Origin of the sequence: Haloferula luteola, assembly GCF_014201715.1 — a bacterium.
GTDB lineage: Bacteria > Verrucomicrobiota > Verrucomicrobiia > Verrucomicrobiales > Akkermansiaceae > Haloferula > Haloferula luteola.
Genome location: NZ_JACHFD010000024.1, coordinates 1 through 24,523, shown reverse-complemented (window position 1 = coordinate 24,523; position 24,523 = coordinate 1). Strand labels below are relative to the sequence as shown.

General features: G+C 56.9%; 21 protein-coding genes. 17 read left to right on the top strand and 4 right to left on the bottom strand.

Features of this window, described 5'->3' with window-relative positions; all coding sequences use genetic code 11:
• The first annotated feature begins 98 nt into the window (after positions 1-98).
• From HNR46_RS17325 to HNR46_RS17315, 3 genes are all read left to right on the top strand, one after another.
• Positions 99-1,061, top strand: coding sequence for a c-type cytochrome domain-containing protein (locus HNR46_RS17325; RefSeq protein WP_184021123.1), 963 nt, complete (start codon positions 99-101; stop codon positions 1,059-1,061).
• Positions 1,062-1,124: 63 nt separating this feature from the next.
• Positions 1,125-2,744, top strand: a complete 1,620-nt coding sequence (locus HNR46_RS17320) for a peptide chain release factor 3 (RefSeq protein ID WP_184021121.1) — start codon at positions 1,125-1,127, stop codon at positions 2,742-2,744.
• A 202-nt stretch (positions 2,745-2,946) separates the two neighbouring features.
• Entirely contained in the window at positions 2,947-3,258 is a 312-nt protein-coding gene (locus HNR46_RS17315; RefSeq protein WP_184021119.1) for a DUF3820 family protein, read from the top strand.
• Positions 3,259-3,282: 24 nt separating this feature from the next.
• Here HNR46_RS17315 and metG read toward each other — a convergent pair whose 3' ends face one another.
• From metG to HNR46_RS17300, 3 genes are read right to left on the bottom strand one after another with little or no spacing between them, the layout of a single operon-like run.
• Complete coding sequence (gene metG / locus HNR46_RS17310) at positions 3,283-4,854, bottom strand: methionine--tRNA ligase (protein WP_184021117.1); 1,572 nt, start codon at positions 4,852-4,854, stop codon at positions 3,283-3,285.
• Between the two features lie 35 nt (positions 4,855-4,889).
• Positions 4,890-5,228: a tetratricopeptide repeat protein gene (locus HNR46_RS17305; protein WP_184021115.1), complete on the bottom strand. Its 339-nt coding sequence runs from the start codon at positions 5,226-5,228 to the stop codon at positions 4,890-4,892.
• Positions 5,229-5,230: 2 nt separating this feature from the next.
• The gene (locus tag HNR46_RS17300; protein WP_184021112.1) at positions 5,231-6,880 is read right to left on the bottom strand and encodes a SurA N-terminal domain-containing protein; all 1,650 of its coding nucleotides are present in this window, start codon (positions 6,878-6,880) and stop codon (positions 5,231-5,233) included.
• A gap of 368 nt (positions 6,881-7,248) precedes the next feature.
• Here HNR46_RS17300 and rsmA point away from each other — a divergent pair, with 368 nt between their 5' ends.
• The 9 genes from rsmA (at position 7,249) to HNR46_RS17255 (ending at position 14,857) form a co-directional block, all read left to right on the top strand.
• Entirely contained in the window at positions 7,249-8,583 is a 1,335-nt protein-coding gene (rsmA, locus tag HNR46_RS17295; protein ID WP_184021110.1) for a 16S rRNA (adenine(1518)-N(6)/adenine(1519)-N(6))-dimethyltransferase RsmA, read from the top strand.
• 75 nt (positions 8,584-8,658) lie between these two features.
• Positions 8,659-9,771: a hypothetical protein gene (locus HNR46_RS17290; RefSeq protein WP_184021109.1), complete on the top strand. Its 1,113-nt coding sequence runs from the start codon at positions 8,659-8,661 to the stop codon at positions 9,769-9,771.
• Positions 9,772-9,783: 12 nt separating this feature from the next.
• On the top strand, positions 9,784-10,467 hold the full coding sequence (locus HNR46_RS17285; RefSeq protein WP_184021106.1) for a MotA/TolQ/ExbB proton channel family protein: 684 nt from the start codon (positions 9,784-9,786) through the stop codon (positions 10,465-10,467).
• Positions 10,468-10,473: 6 nt separating this feature from the next.
• Complete coding sequence (locus HNR46_RS17280; RefSeq protein ID WP_184021103.1) at positions 10,474-10,905, top strand: ExbD/TolR family protein; 432 nt, start codon at positions 10,474-10,476, stop codon at positions 10,903-10,905.
• The gene (gene def, locus HNR46_RS17275) at positions 10,902-11,444 is read left to right on the top strand and encodes a peptide deformylase (RefSeq protein ID WP_184021101.1); all 543 of its coding nucleotides are present in this window, start codon (positions 10,902-10,904) and stop codon (positions 11,442-11,444) included. Before HNR46_RS17280 ends, def begins: the two co-directional genes overlap by 4 nt.
• A gap of 545 nt (positions 11,445-11,989) precedes the next feature.
• Positions 11,990-12,373, top strand: coding sequence for a hypothetical protein (locus HNR46_RS17270; RefSeq protein ID WP_184021098.1), 384 nt, complete (start codon positions 11,990-11,992; stop codon positions 12,371-12,373).
• An 11-nt stretch (positions 12,374-12,384) separates the two neighbouring features.
• On the top strand, positions 12,385-12,930 hold the full coding sequence (locus HNR46_RS17265) for a hypothetical protein (protein WP_184021095.1): 546 nt from the start codon (positions 12,385-12,387) through the stop codon (positions 12,928-12,930).
• Positions 12,931-13,321: 391 nt separating this feature from the next.
• Positions 13,322-14,095 carry a hypothetical protein gene (locus HNR46_RS17260; RefSeq protein WP_184021092.1) on the top strand — a complete coding sequence of 258 codons (774 nt, stop codon included), beginning with the start codon at positions 13,322-13,324 and terminating at the stop codon, positions 14,093-14,095.
• 345 nt (positions 14,096-14,440) lie between these two features.
• A complete protein-coding gene (locus HNR46_RS17255; protein WP_184021090.1) occupies positions 14,441-14,857 on the top strand; it encodes a hypothetical protein in 417 nt (138 codons plus the stop codon).
• A 997-nt stretch (positions 14,858-15,854) separates the two neighbouring features.
• Here HNR46_RS17255 and HNR46_RS17250 read toward each other — a convergent pair.
• Positions 15,855-16,232 (bottom strand): hypothetical protein, encoded by a 378-nt coding sequence (locus HNR46_RS17250; RefSeq protein WP_184021087.1) that lies wholly within the window; start codon positions 16,230-16,232, stop codon positions 15,855-15,857.
• A 75-nt stretch (positions 16,233-16,307) separates the two neighbouring features.
• Between HNR46_RS17250 and HNR46_RS17245 the strand changes: the two genes are divergently transcribed.
• From HNR46_RS17245 to HNR46_RS17225, 5 genes are all read left to right on the top strand, one after another.
• Positions 16,308-16,814 carry a hypothetical protein gene (locus tag HNR46_RS17245; protein WP_184021084.1) on the top strand — a complete coding sequence of 169 codons (507 nt, stop codon included), beginning with the start codon at positions 16,308-16,310 and terminating at the stop codon, positions 16,812-16,814.
• Positions 16,815-16,856: 42 nt separating this feature from the next.
• Positions 16,857-17,396, top strand: a complete 540-nt coding sequence (locus HNR46_RS17240) for a hypothetical protein (protein WP_184021080.1) — start codon at positions 16,857-16,859, stop codon at positions 17,394-17,396.
• Positions 17,397-17,460: 64 nt separating this feature from the next.
• The gene (locus HNR46_RS17235; RefSeq protein ID WP_184021077.1) at positions 17,461-18,264 is read left to right on the top strand and encodes a thrombospondin type 3 repeat-containing protein; all 804 of its coding nucleotides are present in this window, start codon (positions 17,461-17,463) and stop codon (positions 18,262-18,264) included.
• Positions 18,265-18,293: 29 nt separating this feature from the next.
• Positions 18,294-20,060 carry an alpha-L-fucosidase gene (locus HNR46_RS17230; protein ID WP_281375605.1) on the top strand — a complete coding sequence of 589 codons (1,767 nt, stop codon included), beginning with the start codon at positions 18,294-18,296 and terminating at the stop codon, positions 20,058-20,060.
• 1,066 nt (positions 20,061-21,126) lie between these two features.
• On the top strand, positions 21,127-24,523 hold a 3,397-nt coding region (locus HNR46_RS17225), incomplete at its 3' end, for an RHS repeat domain-containing protein (RefSeq protein WP_184021071.1).

Sequence of the window (24,523 nt, the reverse complement as noted above, 5' to 3'; positions counted from 1 at the left end):
GAAATCCGGGGAAAAGGGGCAGGGTTGGCGGATCTCCTCAAGGTCGGGAATAAGAAACGTGTCCGTCCTCTCGTAGGGTTGCTAGGATGGCTGCACCGATGACTGAGAAATCCCGCTCCCGCTACTCGGCCTTGTTCGCCGCCGTGCTCACCGTGGGGGGGCTCAGCGTGATGAGCGGGTTGGGCGCATTGTTGTGGGTTCCGATTTTTGGTGAAGGGTGGCCAGTGCCCGAATGGTTTCGCTTTTTCGGTCGACTGCACCCCGTCGTGCTCCATTTGCCGATCGGGATGCTGACATTGGTGGTGTTGATGGAGCTGGGACGGATCTTCCGGCGCTCCTCGGCTTCGACCCTATGGCCGATGTTTTTCACCGCGATTTCCGCGGTCGTGGCGGCGGTTTTTGGCTATTTGTTGTGGCAGAGCCAACCCGAGGACTATTCGGGTGAGCTGTTGGAGAGTCATTTGCGCCTCGGCCTCGTGTTTGCCGGATTGACGGTGCTGACGGTGGTGGTGAAATCCTGGGTGGAGGCCGCAGGGGGCAGGGGCGCGCCGTGCTATTGGGTTCTGTTGCTGGCGAGTGGTGGAGCCATGACGGTGGCGAGTCACGACGGCGGTTCGATCACTCATGGAAAGACATTCCTGACGGATGAGGCGCCTGAACCATTGAAAAGCTGGATGACGCCCCCGCCCAAAGCTACCGAGATCCCGGTTTGGAGCGCAGAAGAGCAGCCCCATCCTCCGAAAGAAGCGCAGTCCGTAGTCGATGTGAAGGTGAGTTACCTGAAGCATGTACAGCCGATTTTTGACGCCAAGTGTGTTTCCTGCCACGGTCCTGACAAAGCGAAGGGAAAGCTGCGCATGGACAGCTACGAATGGCTGGTGAAAGGCGGGAAGGAAGGGCCAGCTTTTGAACCGGGAGATGAAGACAGCAACCTGCTATTTCGGGTTCATCTGCCTCTGGACGACGAAGAACACATGCCCCCGGAAGGAAAGAAGCAGATGACCGCCGAGGAAATCGAATGGGTCACGAGCTGGATCCTGGGGGGAGCTGAGAACGACTGAGCGGGAAGGGTAGCCCAATGGGCTTGATGCAAAGCGCGGGACGGAGTAGCCCCTGCGGGCCGCATGTCCGCTTCTACTGAAATCAAACGAGAGGTCGCACGCCGTCGGACCTTCGCGATCATCTCTCACCCGGATGCCGGGAAAACGACGCTCACGGAGAAATTTCTGCTCTACGGGGGGGCGTTGAACCTCGCAGGGAGCGTGACCGCACGGAAAAACCAGCGTGCCACCACTTCGGACTGGATGGAGCTGGAAAAGCAACGGGGCATTTCCATCAGCTCAACGGTGCTCCAATTCGACTACAAGGATTGTGTCGTCAACATTCTGGATACACCGGGCCACAAGGACTTTTCCGAGGATACCTATCGGGTGCTGACCGCTGTGGATGCCGCAGTGATGGTGGTGGATGCTGGTAAGGGGATCGAGAGCCAGACGCGAAAATTGTTCGAGGTGTGCCGGCGTCGGGGGGTGCCGATTTTCACTTTTATGAACAAGCTGGACCGGCCGTCGAAGCCGCCGCTGGAGTTGCTGGATGATTTGGAGAATGTGCTGGGGATCCATGCGTTTCCGTTGAATTGGCCGTTGGGCGATGGCCCGCGCTTCAAGGGGGTGTATGATCGAGAGAAGAAGCAGGTCCATTTGTTCGAGCGGACGCCTGGGGGGGCTTTCCGGGCACCGGTTGCGGTGAGCGATATCAGTGATCCTGCAGTGGCCAACAAGCTGGACACGGGAGTGTATGAGCAGGTGACGGAGGAGTTGGAGTTGTTGGATGGAGCTGGCGCGGATTTTGATTTGGCGGCGGTGGAGGCTGGAGAATTGACTCCGGTTTTCTTCGGAAGTGCGGCGAACAATTTCGGGGTGCAACTTTTGCTGGACCGGTTCATCGAGTTGGCTCCGACGCCCTCAGGAAGGATGGCGGGGGAGGTGGAAATCGAACCGGAATCGGAGGAGTTCTCGGCTTTTGTGTTCAAGATCCAGGCGAACATGAATCCGAAGCACCGGGACCGGGTGAGCTTCATCCGAATCGTCAGCGGGAAGTTTGAGCGGGACATGAATGTCTTCCACACTCGCACAGGCGAGAAGGTGCGGCTTTCGAACTCGATGCGGCTGTTTGCCCAAGACCGGGAAACGGTGGATGATGCTTTTGCTGGCGATGTCGCGGGCCTCGTGGGCAACCACGATTTCCTGATCGGCGACACTCTGAGTTCGAAGAAGAGTCTGAGCTTTGATGAGATTCCGCGGTTTGCGCCGGAGTGTTTTGCGTGGCTGCACAATGCGAGCACGGCGAAGTTCAAGCGCTTCCGGTCGGGCCTGGAGCAGATGCTGAAGGAAGGGGTGGTGAGCGAATTTACGCCGCTGGAGAACGATGGGGTCTACACTCCCCTGTTAGGCGCGGTGGGGCCACTGCAGTTCGAAGTGCTCCAACACCGGTTGCAGGGAGAGTATGATGCGGAAACGCGGATTGAACCGGCCTATTGGCAGCTTTCACGCTGGATGCGTCTGAAGGAAGGAGAGACGACGAAGGAGGATCTCCCTGAGTTGTCGATGGATGTGCGTCTGGTGCGTGATCGGCATGGGCATCTGGTGGCCTTGATTCCGAGCCCGTGGACGCTTGGGACGTTCACGGAGAAGAACGAGAAGTGGGAAATCAGTGAGCAGCCATTCCCGCCGCCATCGGAGTGAAGTCGAGGCCGAGCGGAGGTCGCCGGAGATCCCCCTCCTAAGGTGAAGGATGAAACCCTCCCCGGCGGCAGCGGCAGAGCCGGGTCGGCGAAGGATGGGCTGTGGCTACAATTGCCGCTGCCTTCCACGATCGACGGGAGCCGATCGAGGGAATCTCCAAAGGGAAGCTTGGCGTGGATGGTGCCTTGGGCTTTGATGGAGCATGAACGAGATCGACCGCGAGGATTTCCGCAACCTGCTGAATGAAATCGGCCGGACCCGGATGCCTTTCGGAAAGTACGGCCCCAAGGAGCATCCGCCTCGTGGTTACCCAATTTATGATCTTCCCGTGGAGTATTTGACCTACTTCAAGGAGCGTGGGTTTCCTAAGGGTCGCCTAGGCGAGCTGTTGGAGTGGGTCTGGGAAATGAAGGCGAATGGGATGGATCCGATTTTCCATCCACTGCGGCAGGCCGCAGGTGGGCGGACCCGCTTCAAGCCGAAGCGGACGAAAGAGTGGGATTTCGAAGAGTGACAGGGAGGTCCCAGAGGGTGGGGCTTATTCTTCTTCGAGGACGATGCGCGGGAATACCGGCTTCGGTTTGCCGGTTTCGTGACCCTCTTCAATGAGTCCCCATGTGAGGTCCTCGAATTTGAGTTCGAGGAGCTTCTCGAAGCGAAGTTGGTGGGCGAGCCGGTTGGCTGGTTCAGGAAGCACCGGAGAAAGCAGCACCGTGAGGTGAGCTAGGCTTTCGACCGCGTGGGCGAGCACGATTTCGAGGCGTTGCCTCTGGGATTCGTCTTTGGAGAGTTCCCACGGCTTGTTGCGCTCGAGATAGGCGTTGCAGTGGGAGACGTGAGCGTTGATGGCCTTGAGAGCGGCAGCCGTGTCCCACGCGTCCATCGCCTCGCCATAGGCGGCGGTGGATTCTGTAAGGGACTGGCGAAGGGCGACTTCAGCTTCACCAGGTGCGTGGGAAGTGTGGCAGATGCCTCCGGTGTAGCGGGCAGTCATGTTGAGCGCGCGATTGCAGAGGTTGCCCAACTCGTTGGCTAGCTCCTGGTTGTAGAGCATGATGAGCCGTTCCGGATCGAAATCGGAGTCCTTTCCCGTGACGATGTCGCGGACGAGGTAGTAGCGGACCGCATCCGTGCCGAAACGGTCGGCGAGGGCGTCGGGGTCAACGACATTGCCGAGGGATTTGGACATTTTCTCGCCCTTGATGTTCCACCACCCATGGACGAGAAGCCGGGGCAGTTGCTCGTCGGGGAAGCCCATGGCGTGAAGCATGCAGAGCCAGTAGATGCCGTGGGCGGGGACGAGAATATCTTTGCCGATGATGTGGACTGGGGTGGGGGAACCGTCTGATGGCCAAAGCTGCGCGAAATCGGGCAGGCCTGCCTTTTCATCGGCGAGGTATCCGGCGAAAGAGGCGTAGTTGATGAGGGCGTCGAACCAGACGTAGGTGACGAAGTCGGGATCGAAAGGGATTTCGATGCCCCAGCGAAGGCGCTCTTTGGGCCGGGAGATGCAGAGGTCTTGATCGCCGGTGCGCTCGAGGGCTCCTAGCAGCTCGTTGCGGCGAAACGAGGGAATGACGCAGTCCTCGTGGCTTTGGACGAAGTCCTTCAACCACGCAGCATGATCGGAGAGGCGGAAATACCAGTTTTCTTCCTCGATTTCGACGACTTCACCCCATTCGGGCCCGAATTCTCCTGCTTCGTTGCGGTCTCGATCGGTGAGGAATTGCTCCTGCCGAACTGAGTAGAATCCTTGATAGCCTTTTTTGTAGAGTTGGCCCTTTTCTTTGAGGGAGGTGAGGATTTGTTGGACGCAGGCTTTGTGGCGTTCGTCGGTGGTTTCCGCCCACCCGTCATAGTCGACTCCGAGCTTTTTCCAGAGATTGAGGAAGAGCTTGGTCTTCTTCTTGGCGAAGGTGGCGGGGTGGATGCCTTCTTTCTCGGCCGTTTGCTGAACCTTCTGGCCGTGTTGATCGACCCCGGTGAGGAAATAGCAATCGCCACCGCGGAGGCGGAGATAGCGGGCGAGGACGTCGGCGAGAACCTTTTCGTAGGCGTGGCCAATGTGGGGTGCGCCGTTGGTGTAATCGATGGCGGTGGTGAGAAGCATGGCGAAAGGGCCGGGTCAGCGGTGAAAACAGAGGGTCAGGAGGCGGTGCGGTCGACCTTGCCTCCTAGGGAAAGAATGCGGGCGTTGCCTTTGGCGGCTTCGGCTTCGGCGATGTTCCCATCGCGCACATACATCTGGGAGAGGGCCGTCCAGGCGAGGAGGTCGTTGGGTCGAAGGGTGACGGCTTTGAGGCCGCAGCCAATGGCTTCCTTGACCTCCCCTAGCTTGAGAAGGGCCATTCCGAGGGCATGCCACCCGTCGAAGAAGTCGGGATCGACTTCGAGGCAACGGCGGTAGAGCGAGGCGGCTTCGGCGAGTTCGCCAAGAGCCAGGTGGCCATTGGCGTCGTCGAAGAGGTCGTCTCGATCGCTCATGATTATTGGACGGTGCTTACCTGAGCGTCCTGGATCCGAGCGTCGAGCCAAGCCTGAAAGGCAAAGGTCTCGTTCTGGATTTGGAGGTTCGAAGTGTAGCTGTCGATTTGGGTGCCACGGTTGTCGTCTTTGACGATTTCCCGCTGGGTCACGCGCACGATCAGGGCACGGTCGCCGGTATAAAGAGGCTCGGCAAAGTCGCCGGGTTTGACGGTGGCGGCTTGGGCGAAGAGGGCATGGGAGGCGGTTTCTCCGGGAACCGGTTCGGACTGAGAGAATGGACCGATGGATTGGGGTTCGAGGTCTTGGGCTTCGGCGGCCTCCTTGAAGGTTTTGCCAGCTTCGACATCAGCCTTCATGGCAGCGAGTTTCTCTTCGACCAACTTTTTGGCGGCTTCGTCGGCCTTTTCGTCAATGTAGCTCTTGAGGACCTCTTCGCGGGCTTCCTCGAAGGTCTTTTCGCGAGGTTCTTCGAGGGCATCGAGGCGAGCGACAAACCACTGATTTTTCCCCACGGCGAGAGGTTCGGAGAAGGGTGCGAGCGGGTCGGGGCCAAGAGTCAGGGCAAAGACTTCCGGAGCGACGGATTTCTGTGCGGAAATGCCGCGCGTGGGGAGGTTGAAGTCGGCGGGGAGGGTGGCGGAGGTGATCCAATCGGTCGATTGCAGCTCCCAGCCATTTTCTTTGATGAGGTTTTCAAAGTCCGCGCCTTCGGTGTCGTAGACGTGATCGATGAACTGGCTGACGGCGTCGGCGAGCTTCTTTTCGACGGCTTTGCGGCCATCCTGACGCTGAGTTTCCGCGGTTTCGCGTTGTTGGCGCTGCTCGTCGGTTTCGTCGGCAGCCGGCTTCACCGCTTCTTCCGGGAGGTCGTCGGGATATTGGGGGGCGATGAGGGCGTAGGAAACCTTTACGCGCTCTTCGGTTTGGAAGGATTCCTTGAGCGGCTCCCAATAGGCTTTGAGTTCGTCCTCGGTGGGCTTGATGTCTTCCTTGAGTTTGGCGACGTCCAGAGAGGCGTAGTCGGCAGTGATTTTCTGGGCGTTGACCACAGCCATGGCCTCGGCGGTCTGGCGGCTGCCGGAAAGGCCTCCGCCGACAAGGTCGCGAATTTCGCGGTAGGCGATGACGTCCCGGACGAGGTCGCGGAAGTCCGCTTCGTTCAGGTTGAGGGAGGGCAGTCGCTTTTGGACGAACAGGTTGAAGGTTTCCTGAGAAAATCCGTCGCCCGCTTGTCCGAGGGCGGTGGGATTCTGGAAGGCGCTAAGTTCGCGGATGAAGGCACTGATTTGATCGTCGGAAGGATGGACTCCAAACTCTTCGGCAGCTTGTTGGAGGATGAGGCGCCCGGAAAAGAACTGGAGTTCGGCATTGCGCTCTTCCTGGGCTCCGCCGACCAGGGTGTTGGTGTAGCGCATGATCTCAAGCGCGTTGGCATCGCGACCGAGCATCGAGTAGGCGAGGCGAAGCGGCGCGGAGCCTTTGGTGACGACGTCAGACTGGCTGTAGCCGATGCCGTCAACCGTGACGACGGGGGCTCCTCCACCGATCGAACGGCGGAGATTGCGGGTGTCCATGAAGATGAACCCGAGCAGCAGCAGGACGATGACGACAAAGATCAGTCCGGTGTATTTGCGGATGTTTTCGATCATGCGAAAGGGAGCGCGGCACCGCGCGCGGGCGGCGAGTAAAGGGAGCCCGGGGCTGGGCATCAACTCTTATGTCGACCGGGGAAGGGGGCGGGGAAGGGGGCGGGGGAAAGCAGAGCGCTTGGCGGAAAAAAAATTGCCGCCGGGGAGCACCCACTCCCCGGCGGCGGAGAGTTGTCCGATCATCGGGTCCCGGGGGGGACGGATCAGAGGGACAACTGCTGTTCACCCTTACATGAAAACTGCGCAAGCGCGGTCTTCATGGGGGTGAGACCGCGGGTTGGGGATCTCGTTCAAAAAATCTTCAAGGAATTTTCAGGCGTGGGGACTCACGGCTTGCTCGCGACGCGGGGTGGGCATGGGATGGGGGGGTGACCGGCAAGGAAATCCGTGATGTGCTCGATGAAGCGGGAGTGCGACCCAATCGACAACTGGGCCAGAATTTCCTCTGCGACCCTGAGGTGGCGAAGTGGATTGGAGATCAGCTCGATCCGCAAGCGGAGGACACTGTGGTGGAGGTGGGTCCGGGAACCGGAGCGCTGACCGAATGGTTGGTCGGGCGGGTGAAAAGATTGGTGCTCGTCGAGTTCGATTCTCGCCTGGCGGAGTATTTGAAAGAGCGCTTCGCCGGGGATCCTTCGGTGGAAGTGCACCAAGCCGATGGAGCGCGCTTCGATCCGCGGGTGTTGTGGAAATACCGACCCGCGAAGTTTTTGGGAAACCTGCCGTATTCGTCAGGGGGAGCGATTCTGAAGAATTTCCTGAGTCGACCGCACCCATTTTCACGGGCGGTGGTGATGTTGCAGAAGGAGGTGATCGACCGCCTGGGCGCGGTGCCACGAACCAAGGAATACGGAGTGCTGACCTTGCGAGTTCGCAGCGAGTGGAAGGTGAATTCGATCAAAGTGGTGCCACCGGAGGCCTTTCATCCGCGGCCGCAGATCGATTCATCGGTGGCCCTGCTGGAGCCGGTCGCTGGAGATTTGGGCGCATTCGATGCCCGGCGTTTTGATGAGCTGGTGCGGCGGGGGTTTTCCCAGCGGCGCAAGCAGGTCCGCAAGCACCTTCCGGAGAGCCCGCCCTGGGAAGAGGTGGCAGCACGGCTGGGGGTGGATCCAACGGCGCGGGCGGAGGAGCTGGATTTGGAACAATGGGTGGAACTGACCCGTTGCTATGATGAACACCCGTTGAGCGAGATCCCACAAAAGGAGGATGAAGTGTTCGATGTGGTGAATGAAGCGGATGAGGTCGTGGGGCAGGCGACTCGCAAGGAAGTACACGAGAAAGACCTGCTGCATCGTGCCGTGCACGCCTTCGTGATCAATGGTCGGGGGGAACTGTTGCTTCAACGGCGTTCGCTGCTGAAGGACAAACATCCAGGCGTCTGGGATTCGAGTGTCTCAGGGCACTTGGATGCTGGCGAGGACTACGATCGGGCCGTGGTGCGAGAGTTGGAAGAGGAGATGGGCGTGGTGGATGTCGATCCTCAGGAGGTGGGGAAAATCGCCCCCTGCGCCGAAACGGGCTGGGAGCATGTGACGCTCTATCAGGTTCGCTGGGAAGGGCGCCCGAGTTTCCCCTGTGCGGAGATCGATGCGGTGCTGTGGCTGTCCGCCGGGGAAATCGATGCTTGGGTAGCATCGCGGCCGGAGGATTTCGCCAGTGGGTTTGTGGAGTGCTGGAAATTGGCCCGAGGTCGCCGATAAGGCGGGGAGTTGGAGAGTCCCGTGGGAGATTCATTGCATGTCCGGCCAGTTCGGACGAATCTCCGCGGCAATCCGATGATCCCGGCGTCCTTTTTCCGCGATTCCCGCGACACCCGCCTTTGGGTGGTGGCGGGCGTGGTGGCGATTGGGGTTCACTTGGTGGCGCTTTCCCTGCTTTCGCTGGCCGTTTTGAGGAACTGGATTCAGCAATCTCCCCCGGCACTCGAGCCTGATTCCGTCGCGGCTGCGGCGGAGGCTCCCATGGTCATTTTGCCGCTGCTGCCGAAATCTCCCCCGGCCACGACACCTCCACCCGAACCGGCCCGAGAATTTGCGCGGACCAGCGCGGACCAGCAAGCGGCGACGCCGCCTGAGCGTGCCCCGTTCATCGGAGAACATGACACTCGGGCGGCCGGAGATCTTCCGGCAGAATCCCTGGCCGATCCTCGCTTGGCCAGCCAACAGGGCCGCGAACCAAGGGCAGATGAAATCGAGACGACTCAAAGTTCTTATCAAGACGGAGACTTGGCCCATCGCATGGACGGCGAAGTGAAGCCCATGGTCCCGAACCTGAAACCAGGGGAAGCCATGGAGGAGGCCGAGGCGATGGAAGAAGTTCCCCCACCGCTTGGCGAAAAGCCGACGAAATGGGCGAACGGCCCTGACACCGTGGCGGTGGCAGAGCGCGAGAAGCAGGAGACCGAGGGAAAAGATCGCAGGGAAGTCACCGAAACGCCGAAGGATCCACCCCGTGTCGCCCAAGAGGAGATTCGGAAAAAACCGGCACCTACCGAAGCGTCCCGGGAGCCAGGATTTCGAGGGAATCAAGAGCGCGTACGATTGCGTGGTGCGATCTCCCGCTCTGGGAAACCGGCGCTGGATGTCGAGTCCGGACCCTTGGGACGATACAATGCCGCGCTGAGCCGGGCGATCGAGAAAAGCTGGCAACGAGCCGTCGTCCGCAATCGCGATTTCATCACCCCAGGAGTCCTTAGGATCCAGGTCGTATTGGATCCCAAGGGCCAGGTGCGTTCGATTGCCACCGTCGATGAAGTGGGAGTCACCACGATCCAACGTGGCTTCACCCATTCAGCGATCCGCGATGCGGAGCTTCCGCCCATGCCTGCCGATGTGCAGCAAGAGTTGCAAGGGGAGCCCTTGGAATTGCTCTACAACTTCATCTTTTAGAATCCCATCCCCATGCTGACCCTAACTGCGCTCTTCGCCGAAACCCCGACGTCCGCCTCGTCCGGGCTGGTCGCCTTTTTTCAAGAAGGGGGCACCTTCATGGTGCTTCTCGTGATCACCTCAGCGGTAGCCACCGCGGCCATCTTGTTCAAGTTCTTGTCGCTCTCGAAGAGCCGGATCCTGCCCGATGCTCTCGCGCGAAAAGTCGCTCATTTCGATGAGTCCGCTCGCCGTGGAAACGTGCAGCCGATCCTTGAAGAGTTCGAGAAAGGGCAGAGCACCCTGGCCCGGCTTTGTTCGGAGGTGATTCGCCACCGGGGGCGCTCTCAGTCGGAGATTGCCGAAGCGGTTCAGTCGATGGCCCGGGCAGAAATTGTTCGCCTGCAGTCCGGCATGACCGCCATCGACGTTGTCATCAGTGTGGCTCCATTGCTTGGATTGTTGGGGACGGCTTCAGGCTTGGTGATCGTGTTTTCTGGGTTGAAATCCGATGCCGACTGGCTGGCGATTTCCGCGGGCATCGGTCGTGCGCTCAAAACCACGATCGTGGGCATGGCGATCTCCGTTCCGGCCATCATCGCCCAAGGTTATTTCACCCGAAAAATTGAAACGTATGCCGCCCGGTTGGAGGTTTTGCTCACCCAGCTCGCCCACATTTGCGAGCGCACCCCGCGTCCGGGACAACCTACTGAGTGATTCCGCATGATCTTCGAACGCCCTGCTCCCCGAGCCCGCCAGTTGCCGATCGTCTCCATGATCGACATCTTGTTCATCGTGCTGATTTTCTTCATCGTGTCGTCCGAGTTCAAAACGAAGCGTCCAGTCGTGCAGATTCAGCTGCCGACCAGCCGCGAGGTGCCGGCGGAACTGGTCTCCGGGGAGCGGTCGGTGCTTGCCGTGACAGCGGATGGGAAAGTGCGAATCGATGATCTGGAAGTTCCCGATCTCGGACTGCTGGGAGCCTATCTGCAGTCGTTTGTGAAAAAGAACCCAGACCGCAAGCTGGAACTGGAGGCGGACAAAGGCGTCTCGCTGGAGCAATTGTTCGGCGTCCGCGATGCGTTGACCAAGGCCGGCTTGGACATTAAGGACGTCCCGGTCCGGACGGAACTTCCGGGCGGAATCGAAGAATGATCCTCGAAATCGTACAATACGGACACCCGGTGCTGCGCGACCGTTGCGCCCCGGTCGAAAAAGTGGACGACAAGCTCAAAGAGTTGGTCGCCTCAATGCTGGAGACCATGGTGGACGCCCAAGGGGTGGGCCTGGCGGCACCGCAGATCGGAGTCCCGCTGAGATTGGCGGTCGTCGACGTTTCTCACGACCCGGAGTGCATCAGCTACCTGAGAGTCAATGGGGAAGATGCCCAGCTCGCGGACATCATGCCGCTGATCTTCATCAACCCCGAGCTGGAATTTGGAACCCGCAAGGAAAAGGATACGGAAGGGTGCCTCAGTATCGATGGAATCCGTGCCGAAGTGAACCGGCCGGCCGAGATCAAGGCGCGCCTACCCCAGCTTGACGGCAGTGAACTGGTGATTGAGACCGACGGATTGTTGGCACGGGCGATCCAGCACGAAACCGACCACCTCAATGGGGTACTTTTCATCGATCGCGTCTCTCCCGCCGCAAAAGTGCGGCTTAAAGGGAAGCTGAAACGACTGTTGGACTGAGTCGCTCATTTGAATGCTCGACTTTAGTTAACGATTCATCCAAGTTGGCGCACGGTTCCCAAGCCGCAAACCCCCGCTGAGGTCCCTTTGCAACCCCGGTCATCATGAGTAACAACAAAGGAATTTTTGAACCCCAGGAAGGATTCGCCAATCCTCCCAAGAGCCCGTTCTCCGTGGACGAGGCTCCGTCCAATCCATTCGCAGCGGCACCCGCGACGCCACCCCGTTCGCCATTTGCTCCCGCCGGAGATGCCGGTTCTGCGCAGGCAAGTCCCTTTGCCGCCGCGACGGAGACCAAAACCGCCTCACCTTTCGGAGTCGCGACCCCATCTGTACCCTCGGCATCTCCATTCGGGGGCGCGCCGACACCTTCATCTTCACCCTTTACGGCCGTTTCCGAGCCCAAGGAGAGTGCTTCCCCCTTCGCCAAGGCGCCAGTCGAGGAAGCTCCCAAGCCTGAGGCTGCGAGTCCTTTCGGTCATCCTGTCGTGGAAACGCGCCGCGAACCAGAGCCGGCCCCTGCGCCGGTAACAACACCCGCTGTCGTGCCGTCTCCCACCGTTGCCACCCCGTCGACTTCCTCTTTTTCCGAATCTTCCGGGATCCGGCAGCTCGAATTGCGGGCGATCTTTGGCGTGGACCGCGAATTGAACGAAGGCGAAATCCTCCAGCGTTCGCGCGCCCTCCCCGGGATTCGTCAATTGGCACGCGTGCCGTCCGCCGACATCGGGGCGATTGAGGGAATCAAGCGAGTGCTCTCCGGCATCGGCTTCGGCGATGGTCAAGTGAAGCTCTACTGTGGAAGCAGTCCGGTGGAATTCGTCCGCGAAGGCGAAGTGCTCCTGGCCGTGCAGACCGACGGTGGATTCGCTCCTGGCGTGCGTGAGACGCTGATGATCGTCGCACGCGAGCTTCATCGCATGGGCTGAGACTCAGCCTCATGAATGCAGATCTTACCTCTCTCAGCGGCGGCCCGGTTCGGGTCGCCGTTTTTGGCACCCACTCTCAAGCCGTCGCGGAAGTCTTGGCTGCATTGGCGGCGCGCCGATCCGGAATTCCACCTGAGGTGAGTGAAGTGGGGGATCTCGTTCTCGCGCGAGTTTCTTGGAAAGGCGAAGAGGGTCAGCCCTGCATCGCTCGTGGATTGCTCGAGGACCACCACCCAGCCGCCATCGACCTCGCATTGCGTGAGGTCGACGCAGTTTTGTTCGTCATGGACGTCCAGCCCGACCAGCTACGGGCCGGATGGGAGAAATTGATGACCGTGGGGGAAAGCTCCCGGCGAGAGGGCTTCGAGCTGCTCGATCGCCCTTTCGCTCTCCAGTACCATGGCGATGACCGCCATCCGGGATTCGATCCTGATCAACTCGATGCCTGGCTGGGTTTTCCTCACGATCGCGTCGTCAGAGGAGTGACATCTTCAGCTCAAGCCGACCAAGGTCTCATGGATCAGCTCGTGGGATGGGTTACTAAGCTTCGCCACTAGGTCCTCTCCATTTTTGGCCCCTTGACCGCCCGATGGTTTCTGATGGGATTGTCATATGTCCAGGTCGCTACTGGTGGGTATCCTTTGCTTTGTGGGCGGCGGTCTCGTCGGCTGGTGGATCAAGCCTGAGGCTGATTCACACGAGGCATCGACGGTCGAAATCGCAAGCGTAGGCAAACGCGAGCTTCGGTTAGAACGGTCGAAGCCCGGGAACACTGGAAAGTCAGACAGAGCTAAAACGTCCATTCGGCACGCAGAGAAGAACGACACAAGGGGAGGTTCAGATCAGAAACAGCGCATTGAGAAACTTGGCCAGGAGTGGCGGGAACAAGCCCTCCAGTTAGGGGATGCTGCCTTGAGAAGGCAGGCTTTGGAGGCCATACGCGCGGCCATGAACTCAAGTGACGAAGATGAAGTTGTCGCGGCACTGACGACCCTGAGCAGCCTTGGAGAATTGGATTTTGATAAAGCCTCCTATCGAGAGGCGATACTTCCGCATCTCGAGTCGGATCGCGCCGAGATAAGATTGGCGGCGAGCTTCGCCTTGGCGACCAGCGGACTTCAGGAAGGAGATGCAGAGAAACTTAGGCAGATGGCGCGCGAGGGCATGGGTCCGGAGGCAAGTCGACTCTTGATGCAAATCGACAAGATGGATCTCACCGGCGAATCGGGAGCCATTGTGGCTTCCATGGTTCAACAGGGTGGAGAATTTGCCAAAAAAGCGGTCCAAGGGCTATGGGGAGGAAAATATTCGCCGGAATTGGAGGCCTCGTTGGTTGAGATGAGTCGCGATGCTGACATCGGCTATGAGGTCATGTACTTTGCTCTTAGTACCCAGCGGAACAAAGGACAAGAGACGGTCAGCCGCCTCATTGAGATTCTAGGAGACTCCGACACACAAAATCGAGCGGGTCGTGCGGCTTGGGGTCTCAGTTACGGAGTTGAAAAAGAACAATGGTCGGAAGTCGCGGATGCCGCTCTGATCTTGGTCGACACCCGAGTGTCAGGATATGCTTGGCAACAAGCGTGGGAATTGGTTCGCCAATATGCGGGTGAGGAGCAAGTGGACGATTTGAAAGTACTGGCCGAAAAGCCCAATGTTCCCAGCAAAATGCGGGAGATGTTGCTCAATAAAATCACCGCTCTTGAGTCGCAAAACCCTTGATTTGAAGTGAACCCCTGAAAGGGAGTCAGGGAGTTTGTTGTGATGGGGTAGGATTCAGGTGGCACTCGTCAACCGAAGAACCGTGAAACGAAAGAGAGGAGCGCAGAGCGTTGAGGTCAAGGTTCGGGTCAGGAGCAAACATGCCGCAAAGCCACCCAAGAATGAATCACACCACGACCGACTGCCACCCGTTTGAACGATCTGAGAACCTTCCCGGTTGATGGTAACCTCCCTCAATCGCGACCTTGTCGAGCAACTGACGCGTTGGAAGGAGTTGAGACGTGAACCAAGCAGTCTGACGTGGATCCTCGGGTCGGCATCTTTCCTTCCTTTGACAATAGATTGATGAAAATGATCGCCGCCATTCGGGTCATGACCTCGGGATTGATCATTCCGCTTCTGTCTCAAGAGACAGCAATCAGAATCGACGCAAGATACAAAGGTGTCGACGGAAAGTGGTTGGCGGATCTGTCTTCAAGCACGCGGGCATCGCTCAAAGCCGCAGGGGGAGCATTTCGATTGCCGACAGTGAGTGCGAGAACTGGAGAGGCCGTAGCCATTGAAATCATCCAGGAATTTGATCCAGGAACATCCGGCTCCAGGGATTCGGGGGTTCCGTGCGGTATCGTCATCGAATGGTTCCCGAACTGGTTGACGGAACGATTCGAATATCTGGGAAGAAGGTTCTGCGTCTTTCTACCCATAAGAACGCCGATGGTGATGCAATGCGATTCGAGACTCAAGAAACTTGGATCAATCTGAATGTCGACGACGGGTCAACGCGGCTGGTCGAACTTGAAGACGGAGGTCAATTGATCGTGAAAGCAGCTTTAGTGGGTCCCCTTGGTCGCCCTGCAAAAACTGAAGAGATCGAACAAGGGCTCCCACCCCATGAGGCTAACCATTCTTCGTCGATTTTCGAATGGTCATCACTGGCCTCTTTCTAAAATGTAGGAGAGCCCCCTGTAGCAGTTGCGAGTCGTTAGACGTTTGACCCTATGATGAGAAGATCCGCTGTCCTTGGAATCCTCCTTATGGCTTCGGCTCCAGGATGGCAATGAGGGGTTGCTCTTTATCGATCTCGAGTCCGAGGTAGAGTCTGCAGGTCGTGTCTGAGTTCGTATTCAGTTGTTTTCATCGGTTGATGTTGGATAGGTCCCATTCACGCGGGATCGCCCATGAAAGGAACCCGACACGACACCTCTCTCCCAACCGTCAAACCACTTCGTCGGTGCCCGACTGCTTCAAGTCACAGCGATAGGGTCTCGCCAAGATCCTCGCCGCCGACGAGGGCTGCTTCGCGGTGGGGGAGGTCGGCGGCTTTCAGGCGGAGAGGGTGCGGGAGATCGTGAGGGATTCCCATGCTTTGAAGCGCAAACGGGAGAAGCAGAACGGTAGGGTTCACGGGAGCTCTGGAGGGCCCGCCGGGCGGTGAAGCGCAAGAGCGGCAAGGCACTGCTGCGGAAGCGTGGCGAGGAACTTGGGCGCAGCTAGTGCCACGTTCTCGATCACGGCAGATTGAGACGGGCGACCCTACGTGGGCGGGAGAACCTGACCACGCGCCAGCTCGGTGCGGAGCTTGCGCTCCATCTCTCGCTGTTGAACTACTTCATCGGCCACGGGACCCCCAAGCTGTGGCTGGCGGCGGCTCATGATGCCTCTTTCGGACCGGTCAAACGATCGTCGCATCTTCTGGCCCGTCTCGTCGCCGCGATGCAGGCGAGACATCCCCCTTCAGGGCTTCAGGACGATCACCGCCTCATTCGGTGGCAAATTGCGATCGGCCGTTTGTCAACAGGTTGCTAGATGATCTCGAATCTGCCACACAAAGTGCTTGCATAGCTCTCAATGAACGAGTTACCACTCGATCATGCTCAATAAGCGGATTCTGCTTTTCATCGGCTTCGCCGGTCTTGCGATTGGTGCCGAGCTGCTCCATTCGGTCAATGCCGTGGAGCCAGCCGAAGATCTGACTTCCGCAGAGCAGCCCCGGGATCCGGTCTTTATCCGCTTCGAGCTCGATGTCGCCCGAAAGCAACTTGAGCTGATAAAGGGAGAGGCAAATCTTGATCAGCGTCGGGACGCACTGGCAGAAATCGAACGCCACCATCGCGCTGCAATGGATGCCCATATCCAAGCGGAACTCGCAGCCATTCCCGAGCCGGAGTATCCCGCTGAGCTCCTGCTACCCCTCCGTGAGGATTCCTCCGATTTGGAATTTCTGGAGAAAGGGGAGCAGTTCCTTGGTGAACTTGCTTTCGCCTGCAATCGTGGAGCGACGACCCCGGAAGAGCTGGATGACGCGCGGGAAGCCTTGGCGGAGCTGATGGAGTCCGATGCCGTGATCGGATTGTGTGAAGAAATGCAGCTTGCCTGGGAAACGGTCGAGGCAGAGGCAAAGGAGCAACAGCTCCTGACCACGTCATCTTCAGATCTGCAGGAGAACTTGCCAAATGTTCAGGCCCAGATTCTAGATCCTCTGGTTGCCAATTCATTAGAGAAGCTTGAAAAGGCGAGAAAAGCTGCCACAGCCTCATGGGAGGGTAGAAAAGAAGAGCCTTCCTTGGAGGAGAAAAGAAACTCTCTTGCGGAATTGGACCCGATTCTTGCCGAACTTCACCGGAATCAGGCGAAAGTAGAAGCAAAAGGGAGACTCAAGGATGCCCAAACCCGCATCACGGAGTTGGAAGTGGAATTGAATAAAGCAGTATCTCAATAATTTGAAGATTGTTGTTTTTCGAAAAATCAAAGCATTAAAAAAGTGAAAGCCTTTCCTCGGTGGTCCAAGCATATTCTGATGGGTATGGCGGTTGTGAGTGTTCCGGTGACAGTATTTGCAGGGTATTATGCTGATAATGAATTTAGAATTAGCGGTTATGGTGTGATTGGGGATTATTCATATAGTTCTTCAAGTTCTTCTTCTTCGTATTATTCCTACCTTGGTTTGCTTGCGGTGGGTAATTATCACAATTATAATCTTTCAAATGCCAATGGTTCCTTGTTGGTGGGGAGCTATTGTAATTTGTATGATCCGTATTCCGTTGTGATAGGTTCATGGAACAAAGACACTACCAATGATGAACGTTTTGTGATCGGTAACGGCGTGAGTTCGAACACGAAACGGAACGTCATGGAGATCTACAAGAATGGAACGGTGAAGATTGGCTATCCGAGTCCAGGGACTTCGAGTTCTCCTGGGTCGTCTCCTGCAAACCATGCCATTGAGATCTCGAGCGATGGGAAAACCATTCGAATCAATCGGCAAGGCGACATTAGCATGGGCAACTATGAGGGATCCTGAGGAAATAGAGGGTTTAGTCAGAAGTCACGAGAGATAAAACCGGATGAAAAGCCGCTTCAGGTCGATGAGAGGGAAGCATGGTGCCTTCTGCACCGTCATCGGTATGTTGTTGACCGCTCAGGGGCAGGATCCTGAATGGTGGACGAACTGGGAAATGCCGGTTTTGACGGGAGACTCCACGAATCACCATGGTCCCGCCAACCTCGGCCAAGCCAAGTTAATGGTGGCCGCCGCTCTGGAAGCATTGCGAATCGAAAGACCGGATCTAGCAACTCAGGTCGAAGCTGAATTGATCGGCGCCAATAAGCCGATACCCACTTTGGATCCTCCGACCACTCAGGCAGCTATTGAGGCAAATTATAGTCCGTTGAACCTTGGCCAGCTTAAGTCGATTTCGACTCCATTCTACGATGTCTTGCACAATGAGACAACCACTTCGAGTTGGCTGGATTCGGAACTCATTCACGCTCAGACGAAGGATCCGAATGATTCCTCAAACCACTATCCGTGGACAAGTAGCACGGCGGATGATGCCAATTATGGTATCGCCAATCTGGGGCAGTTGAAAGCCGTCTTTTCGCTCCGCTTGGAAAAGACTCCCAGTGGCATGAGCCAATCGTGGGTGGATGCCCAGCTTGCCCGACTCGCTGCCTGGGGCATTCCTCTGACAAAATTGCGTCGGGAAGAGGATTACGACGGGGATGGATTGACCAATTATTTTGAATTCTTGATGGGCACGGACCCCTTCGATGTCGATTCTGATGGTGACGGCCTCGTCGATTCAGAGGATTTGGACCCGTCGAATCCAGAGGTAAATGCAGTCACGATTGTGGGTACCCTGCGGATCCTCACGCCAGATCGGCGTTGATGCGAGAGTGATTCCCTAAGGAAAATTGCATGAACTTCAATCGGACATTTGCAATCGCTTTATTAGGTTTCTGGTCGGTGTTACCCGTGTGGGCAGACCTTGCAGGAGATCAACGTGATCAGGCACAGGTAGCGAGAATGGCGAATTGGCGAGCGCAACGCTTTGGAGTATTTGTTCATTGGGGTCCGTATTCGTTGCTGGGAGGGAGCTACAAGGACGAAGTGTACCCAGGCAATACTGAGTGGATCATGCGGACTGCCAAAATCTCACGTGACGATTATCGCAATGCAGCAACCCAGTTCGATCCCTCGAGCTTTGATGCTGAGAAGTTAGTGAATGAGGTGAAGGGGGCGGGAGCCCGGTATTTGATCTTCACTGCCAAACACTACGATGGGTATGCTTTGTTCGATTCTAAAGCCTCGGACTTCGATTCGGTGGACGTAATGCCCTCAAAACGGGACATCATTGCCGAAGTCAGTAAGGCCTGCCGAAGTGAAGGTGTGCCACTTGGCTTCAGCTACGCATTGGACCGGGATTGGTATCATCCAGGGGGGAATACTTTAGGGCCGCCGTGGGATCCGAGTCAATCGGGAGGAAGAGATCGCTATTTGTCGGAAGTGGCCTTGCCGCAAATTCAGGAGCTTTGTTCCAATTATGGAGCAGTCTTCGCTTTGCATGCACATGCGGGCGATGGATTTCATCCGAATCTGCGGAGTTCATTTTCCAGCGTGGTGGATGCGAACACCGTGATGCCTTGGGCATTCACCGGACGAGATGATTACTCATATTCGGATTCCGCAATGCGCGGACATCAGTATTCCGGGGGCGACTGGGAAAAATGCCGAACCTTGGGGAATAGCTGGGGCTACCGTCAGGGGCGAGTGAAGTGGGAGACTCCGGGAGAAATTCTCAAAGAATTGATTTCCACAGCTTCCATGGGCGGGAACTATCTCCTTAATGTAGGTCTGGATGGAGAGGGTAGAATCCCGCCTGAGGCGCAAGCCATCCTTGATGAAACCGGCCAGTGGTTAAGCCAATACGGAGAGTCAATTTACGGCACCTCCCGCTCCCCATTTCTTCGGCATCCCTGGAATGGCGTGGCCACCCTGAAGAGGCAGGGGGAGGATGGTTGCTTCGTCTATCTGCATCTCTTCTCGAATCCCGGCGATCAGCTTTCTCTTGAAGGATTACTGCCGGAACCGTCCGAAGCCCAGCTCCTGGGGTCGGAACAAATGCTGTCGATCAGCGGGCACGTCGGTGCGTGGACGTTGGACACGGGTTCGCTGAATTTCGGTGATGACCTGAAAGTCATCCGACTCAAGTTGAACAAGGCCCCAGAGATGGGACGAGGACCAGTGGTGGAACGATCCGATAGGTCATTTCTGCTAGAGCTTGGCAGAGGAAGCTATTCTGATGCCCGGACCCAGTTGGGGCGTTCGGAATCTTCAGCGGAACTTCGCCTGACGTCCTTTCGCGATGAGAAGGAAACGGGAACCTGGCAAATTTTTTCCAAAGGCACGAAGCGCGTGAGGCTAAAGATCACTGCTTCTAGCGATGCAAGTTTCGATGGTTCGCATCGGCTCATCGTGAAAGTTGGAGGGGAGGCACCGGTGGAATGGGAACTTTTTCGCTCTTCAGACTCGCGAGCCACCCAAGCTGGGGCATTGCTTTCACCGGAGTTGCTTCTTCCCAGTGGCTTGTCAACTCTCGACATCTGTGGCCCCACCACCCAAGAGGGTGAGTCTGCTCAGAGCCCTATTACTCTTACGAGTCTTCAATTGATCCCCCTGCGCTAACATGAACAAAAGTGATTCCTTGCCGACGTGGTCCGGTAGATCATGCGTGCTTGCATTATCAACCTGGCTTTTGCTTTTGCCTTCTGTAAGGGCTCAATGCAACTGCGAGGACGGCGTCACAATTGTGGCAATGAGCGATAATATTGAAGGATTTGGAGTAGCGGGTGACGGTAAAGGTCCGGCGCGAAAAATCGATATTAAGCTAAAGGAGGGGCAGGTTAAGGCATTCACTCTTTCAGCGAACGAAGATGAAGGATGCAGGACAGGGACAGTTTCTTTCTGTGGAAGTGATCTTGAGTATAAGCTGATAACAGATCCCGCTTCCAATTGGGTGAAGGGAAGTTCATTTGACGTATACACGTGGGCTCTTGATTTGGAGATTTATCCGACTTCTCAGTTTCTTCTCCGTCGATCGAAGGGTCCTCAGGATGATGGCGGAGGAGAATCTCCGGGAGGAGGAGATTCTCCAGGGGACGGGCCTCCCCCTGGAGGTGGCAATCCACCGACAGTGGATGATTCGGGAACATTCGTTCCAGCCGGCGGGCGGGTGGTCATTTCAGCCGGCATGGTGGGACTGGGCCCGAACGGAGCCGCACCTTTTCGAGAAGCTGGCTATCTTTCCTGGTCGGGCCCACTGACTTCCATTACGGCTGGTCCTGCGGCAGCCACCTTCACGATGCTTGAAGAAGTGACCTCGTCTGGAAAGGTCAGTTACTCGACAGATTCTGCGTATCCTCAGGAAAAGCACATCGTGACTCCCACCCGGGTGTTTCGAGTGAATGGATATGTTTCGAATCCGACCTCAGTTTCCTCCTTCGCCAGTTCAGTCCGCACTTATGTGAGGGAGTACATCCGAAGCAGTGCAAGCGAGGCAAAATCAGTCACCTTTTCAGGCACTCCAGTTTCTTGGTGGAAGATCACGCCGATGACAGGAGGGATTTCCGTTCAGCGGTCGAAAGAGGGAGTATTGACGGATCAAACGATATGCTCCCCTTTTAATGAACAACTCGTGATGACGCTTAATGGTCAAAGCGAAACGGTGACAGTGACTCCCCCCACATCAACCGTGCCTCGTGTATACAGCACGGAAAAGGTGGTGCAGGATGGTTCGACGGTGGTTTCGAGAACGCTTGAGACATTCCTTGAGACGGGTGCAGGGTTTCAGCGGGTCACCAGTGAGAGCTTTCCTGATCCCTCTGCATCTCAGGGATTGGTGACGGAATACCGCTATTATCCGTCCACAGCGGGAGATCAAGCTGACAAATTGTGGTGGACCTCCCGCCCTGATGGAAGTTGGACAGTTCATCAGTATGGAACCACCGGGAATTCAGTAACGTTCACTCCTTTTCAGTCTGAAGTTCTTCTCAATCCCCAGCATTCCGATCCGAATACACTCCCGCTGCTTGCCAATGCTGGTTTTTCAAGCGCTAGGATAAAAGTGCGATTTGAGAATGGCGAAGAAGTGCTTCGGCCGCTTTCAGCGTCGGGCAATAGCCAAGACATCGTCTTCCATGAAGCTTTCTCAGGAGCAAGTAGCAATGAGTTCCCGGTGGAGAATACGGCTGGTGATGATATCCCCAGCGGCATCGATCTCATGGGAACAAACGGTCGAATCTACTATGCCAATCAGCAGGATCCAGCGAATCAATGGCTCGCGGGACGGACTTTGCTTGAATATGACGATGAAGGGAGAGGCACCCGATTCCAATATAGCCGGAACGCCTACAGCCACATCGTGACGAAGAGGACCACGGGAGCGGTGACGATGGGAACCGGAACGATTCCTCCTCCCCCGGGATTAGCGGATTTTCACGAAGTCGATGGTTTGAGTGAACGAACGGTGATCGTTCATGCCCCCGAAGGGGTGATGAGCCGTGAAACTCTTTATAAAGTGGCGGGTGCCGGCTTTGTGAGCGCGCAAACTGAATCTTATGAGTACTTCAACGGTCATTATCATCGGACCTTGATCGAAGGAATCGAAGTCCACCGGATCGACCGTCCTGATCCCTACACCTTAGTCGAGACAGACGCCCAAGGTAATGTAACGACCTCGTTCTACAATACAAAGGGCCAGCTTCTGTGGTCTGAGAAATCAGCAGGCGGAGGAGTTCCGGCAGTCCGCACCACATCCACCCGTGTGGGCCTTACGACCACGGTGGATGTCAATGGCATCATGACCAGCGAGACCGTCGTGGATGGCTTGGGACGCGTGATCTCACGCAAGGATGCAACAGGGGCGGTCACCACGGTCTCCTATCCGAACGGAGGGCGCGATACCCTCACCACCCTACCTGGGGGCGTCCAACAATATGAAGAACGCTACCTTGATGGCAGCCTCCGCAGTCACTCAGGCACCGGTTGGGTGAATGCGTTCTATTCTACGAGCACCATTGGGGATGAATCCAATCCTCTCTATGTCGAATGGGGACATCAGGAAGTTGAAAGCACAGGCTCTGCCAGCGCCCACACGCTTCGTTCCACCACAAGAGTGTATGGAACAGATGGTAAGCTCACCGCGACGCTGAAACCTTCACCAGCGAATGCAGCCAGGAAGGTTCGTGAAAATTCTCTCTATCAGGGTGAGTTCCGCTACGGAAGTATGCTGGAAGAGATCGACGCAAGTGGCAATTCGACCGGCATCTATGCCCAACGCTATTTTTATGAAAGTTCTTCTCCTTTCGGAGATGATGTTCGGCTGCTCGGTGGCCTTTCCTACTCTGGACTCGATTTGGATGCGACGGAGGGACTTCAGGAAGGAAGCACGGACCGAATCACCAAGATAGAAATGGCTTACGTCAGTGAAAGTGGTGTCGTTTACCGTCGGACTCGCAGCTACACCTACCCTGACCCAAGTGGGGCCGATCCCAATATGCCCGATTCGTTGATGTCAGAAAGCAAGGTGTCCGTTAGCTTTATCCCGGCGGGTGCTGGCAAATATGCCACGATCAACATCACCACCGATCCAGCGGGGCGCACCGTGACCACTACCACCACCATCCATCCTGAGGCTCGCAGAGTGGAAGTCGTGGTGAATGATTCGGCTACCACTCCGGCCGCGGATTCCATCACGACTTCGGTGAACGGCTACGTGGTATCCGTCCAGCAGGCAGGCGCGGCAAATGCTACAGCTTACCAGTACGACGCTTTGGGTCGTGTTTCACGTTATATAGATGGTCGGAATGCATCGACCTATTCCTTCTACTATTCCCACGCTCAGTTGGATCGTGTCACAGATCACTTGGGGGGCACCACGAGTTACAGCTACTACCAGGCTAATGAGAAGAATGCAGGAAAGGTGAAAACCATCACTCGCCCCGGCGGGCTCACGGAAACAACCAGCTACAATGACCGTGGTCAAACCACTCTGGTTGAAGGGTCGGGTGTCTACGAACGGCTCTATGGTTACGATGCTTATGGAGACATGATCAGCATGGAGACTTATGGTAGTCAGGCTGCGACGACCTATTGGGTCTATCAAGCAAGAACCGGACTGCTTGAAAAGAAACGTTATCACGGGACTGAGGTCTCCAGCTATGATTTGTCCTACCTCTATGAGCCGGATGGAAAGCTCAAGCAGCGCATCACCAAAGGAGGCGTCGTCACTGAATATGTGTATGCTCCTCTTACGCGGGATCTTACCAACATCAATTATTCGGGAGAGGGTAACCTGACCCCGGATGTGACCTTCTCTAACTTTGACGGTTTCGGTCGACCGAGGCAGGTGTCGGAATCTCGGATCGGGGGCACAGGTGCGGTGGGCACCGGCAGTGGGGCAGGTACCGCCGCCTATACCACCACACAGACCCTTTCCTATCAGCCTTACAGTGGAGCAGTCTCGACGACCTACGCGTCAAATCACCGCTGGCTGCCAGATGTGAAAGTTGCCCACGATCCCGACCAGAATGGTCGCCCCATGGGTTGGGACCTTTGGGTGGGAACCACCACCGTCGCCACCCAGAGCTACGGCTATGATTCCTTGAGCCGGCTGCAGACGATCTCTTCGCCAGACCTCTCGGCCGCCCTCGTGCCACTGGCGGGTACCGACACTCTTCAGCAAGTTTCCGTGACTCTTGGGGGGAACCTGATCCACCAGCGCTCACTCACCGTGGACCTCCTCGGCCGCACCGAAGGCGTCACCAACAAGGCGGGAGCCTCGGTCAATCAGCTTCTTACCGTGGCATCCATGGGTCACGACTACGATGCCGCAGGTCGTCGCGAACTCACCCGCCGCGAAGACGGCACCTGGTGGACCTACGGCTACAACGCCCGTTCTGAAGTCACCGCCGCCGCCAAACATTTCACGACCAGCGCCCTTGTGCCCGGGCTTGAATTCAGCTACAGTTACGATGGCATGGGAAATCGAACCAGCTCCAGCGCGGGTAGTGGCAGCGGCATGGCCATTCGTGGGTTCACACCCAATGCCCTCAACCAGTATTCTACCCTGACCAACAACGCCAAGTTGA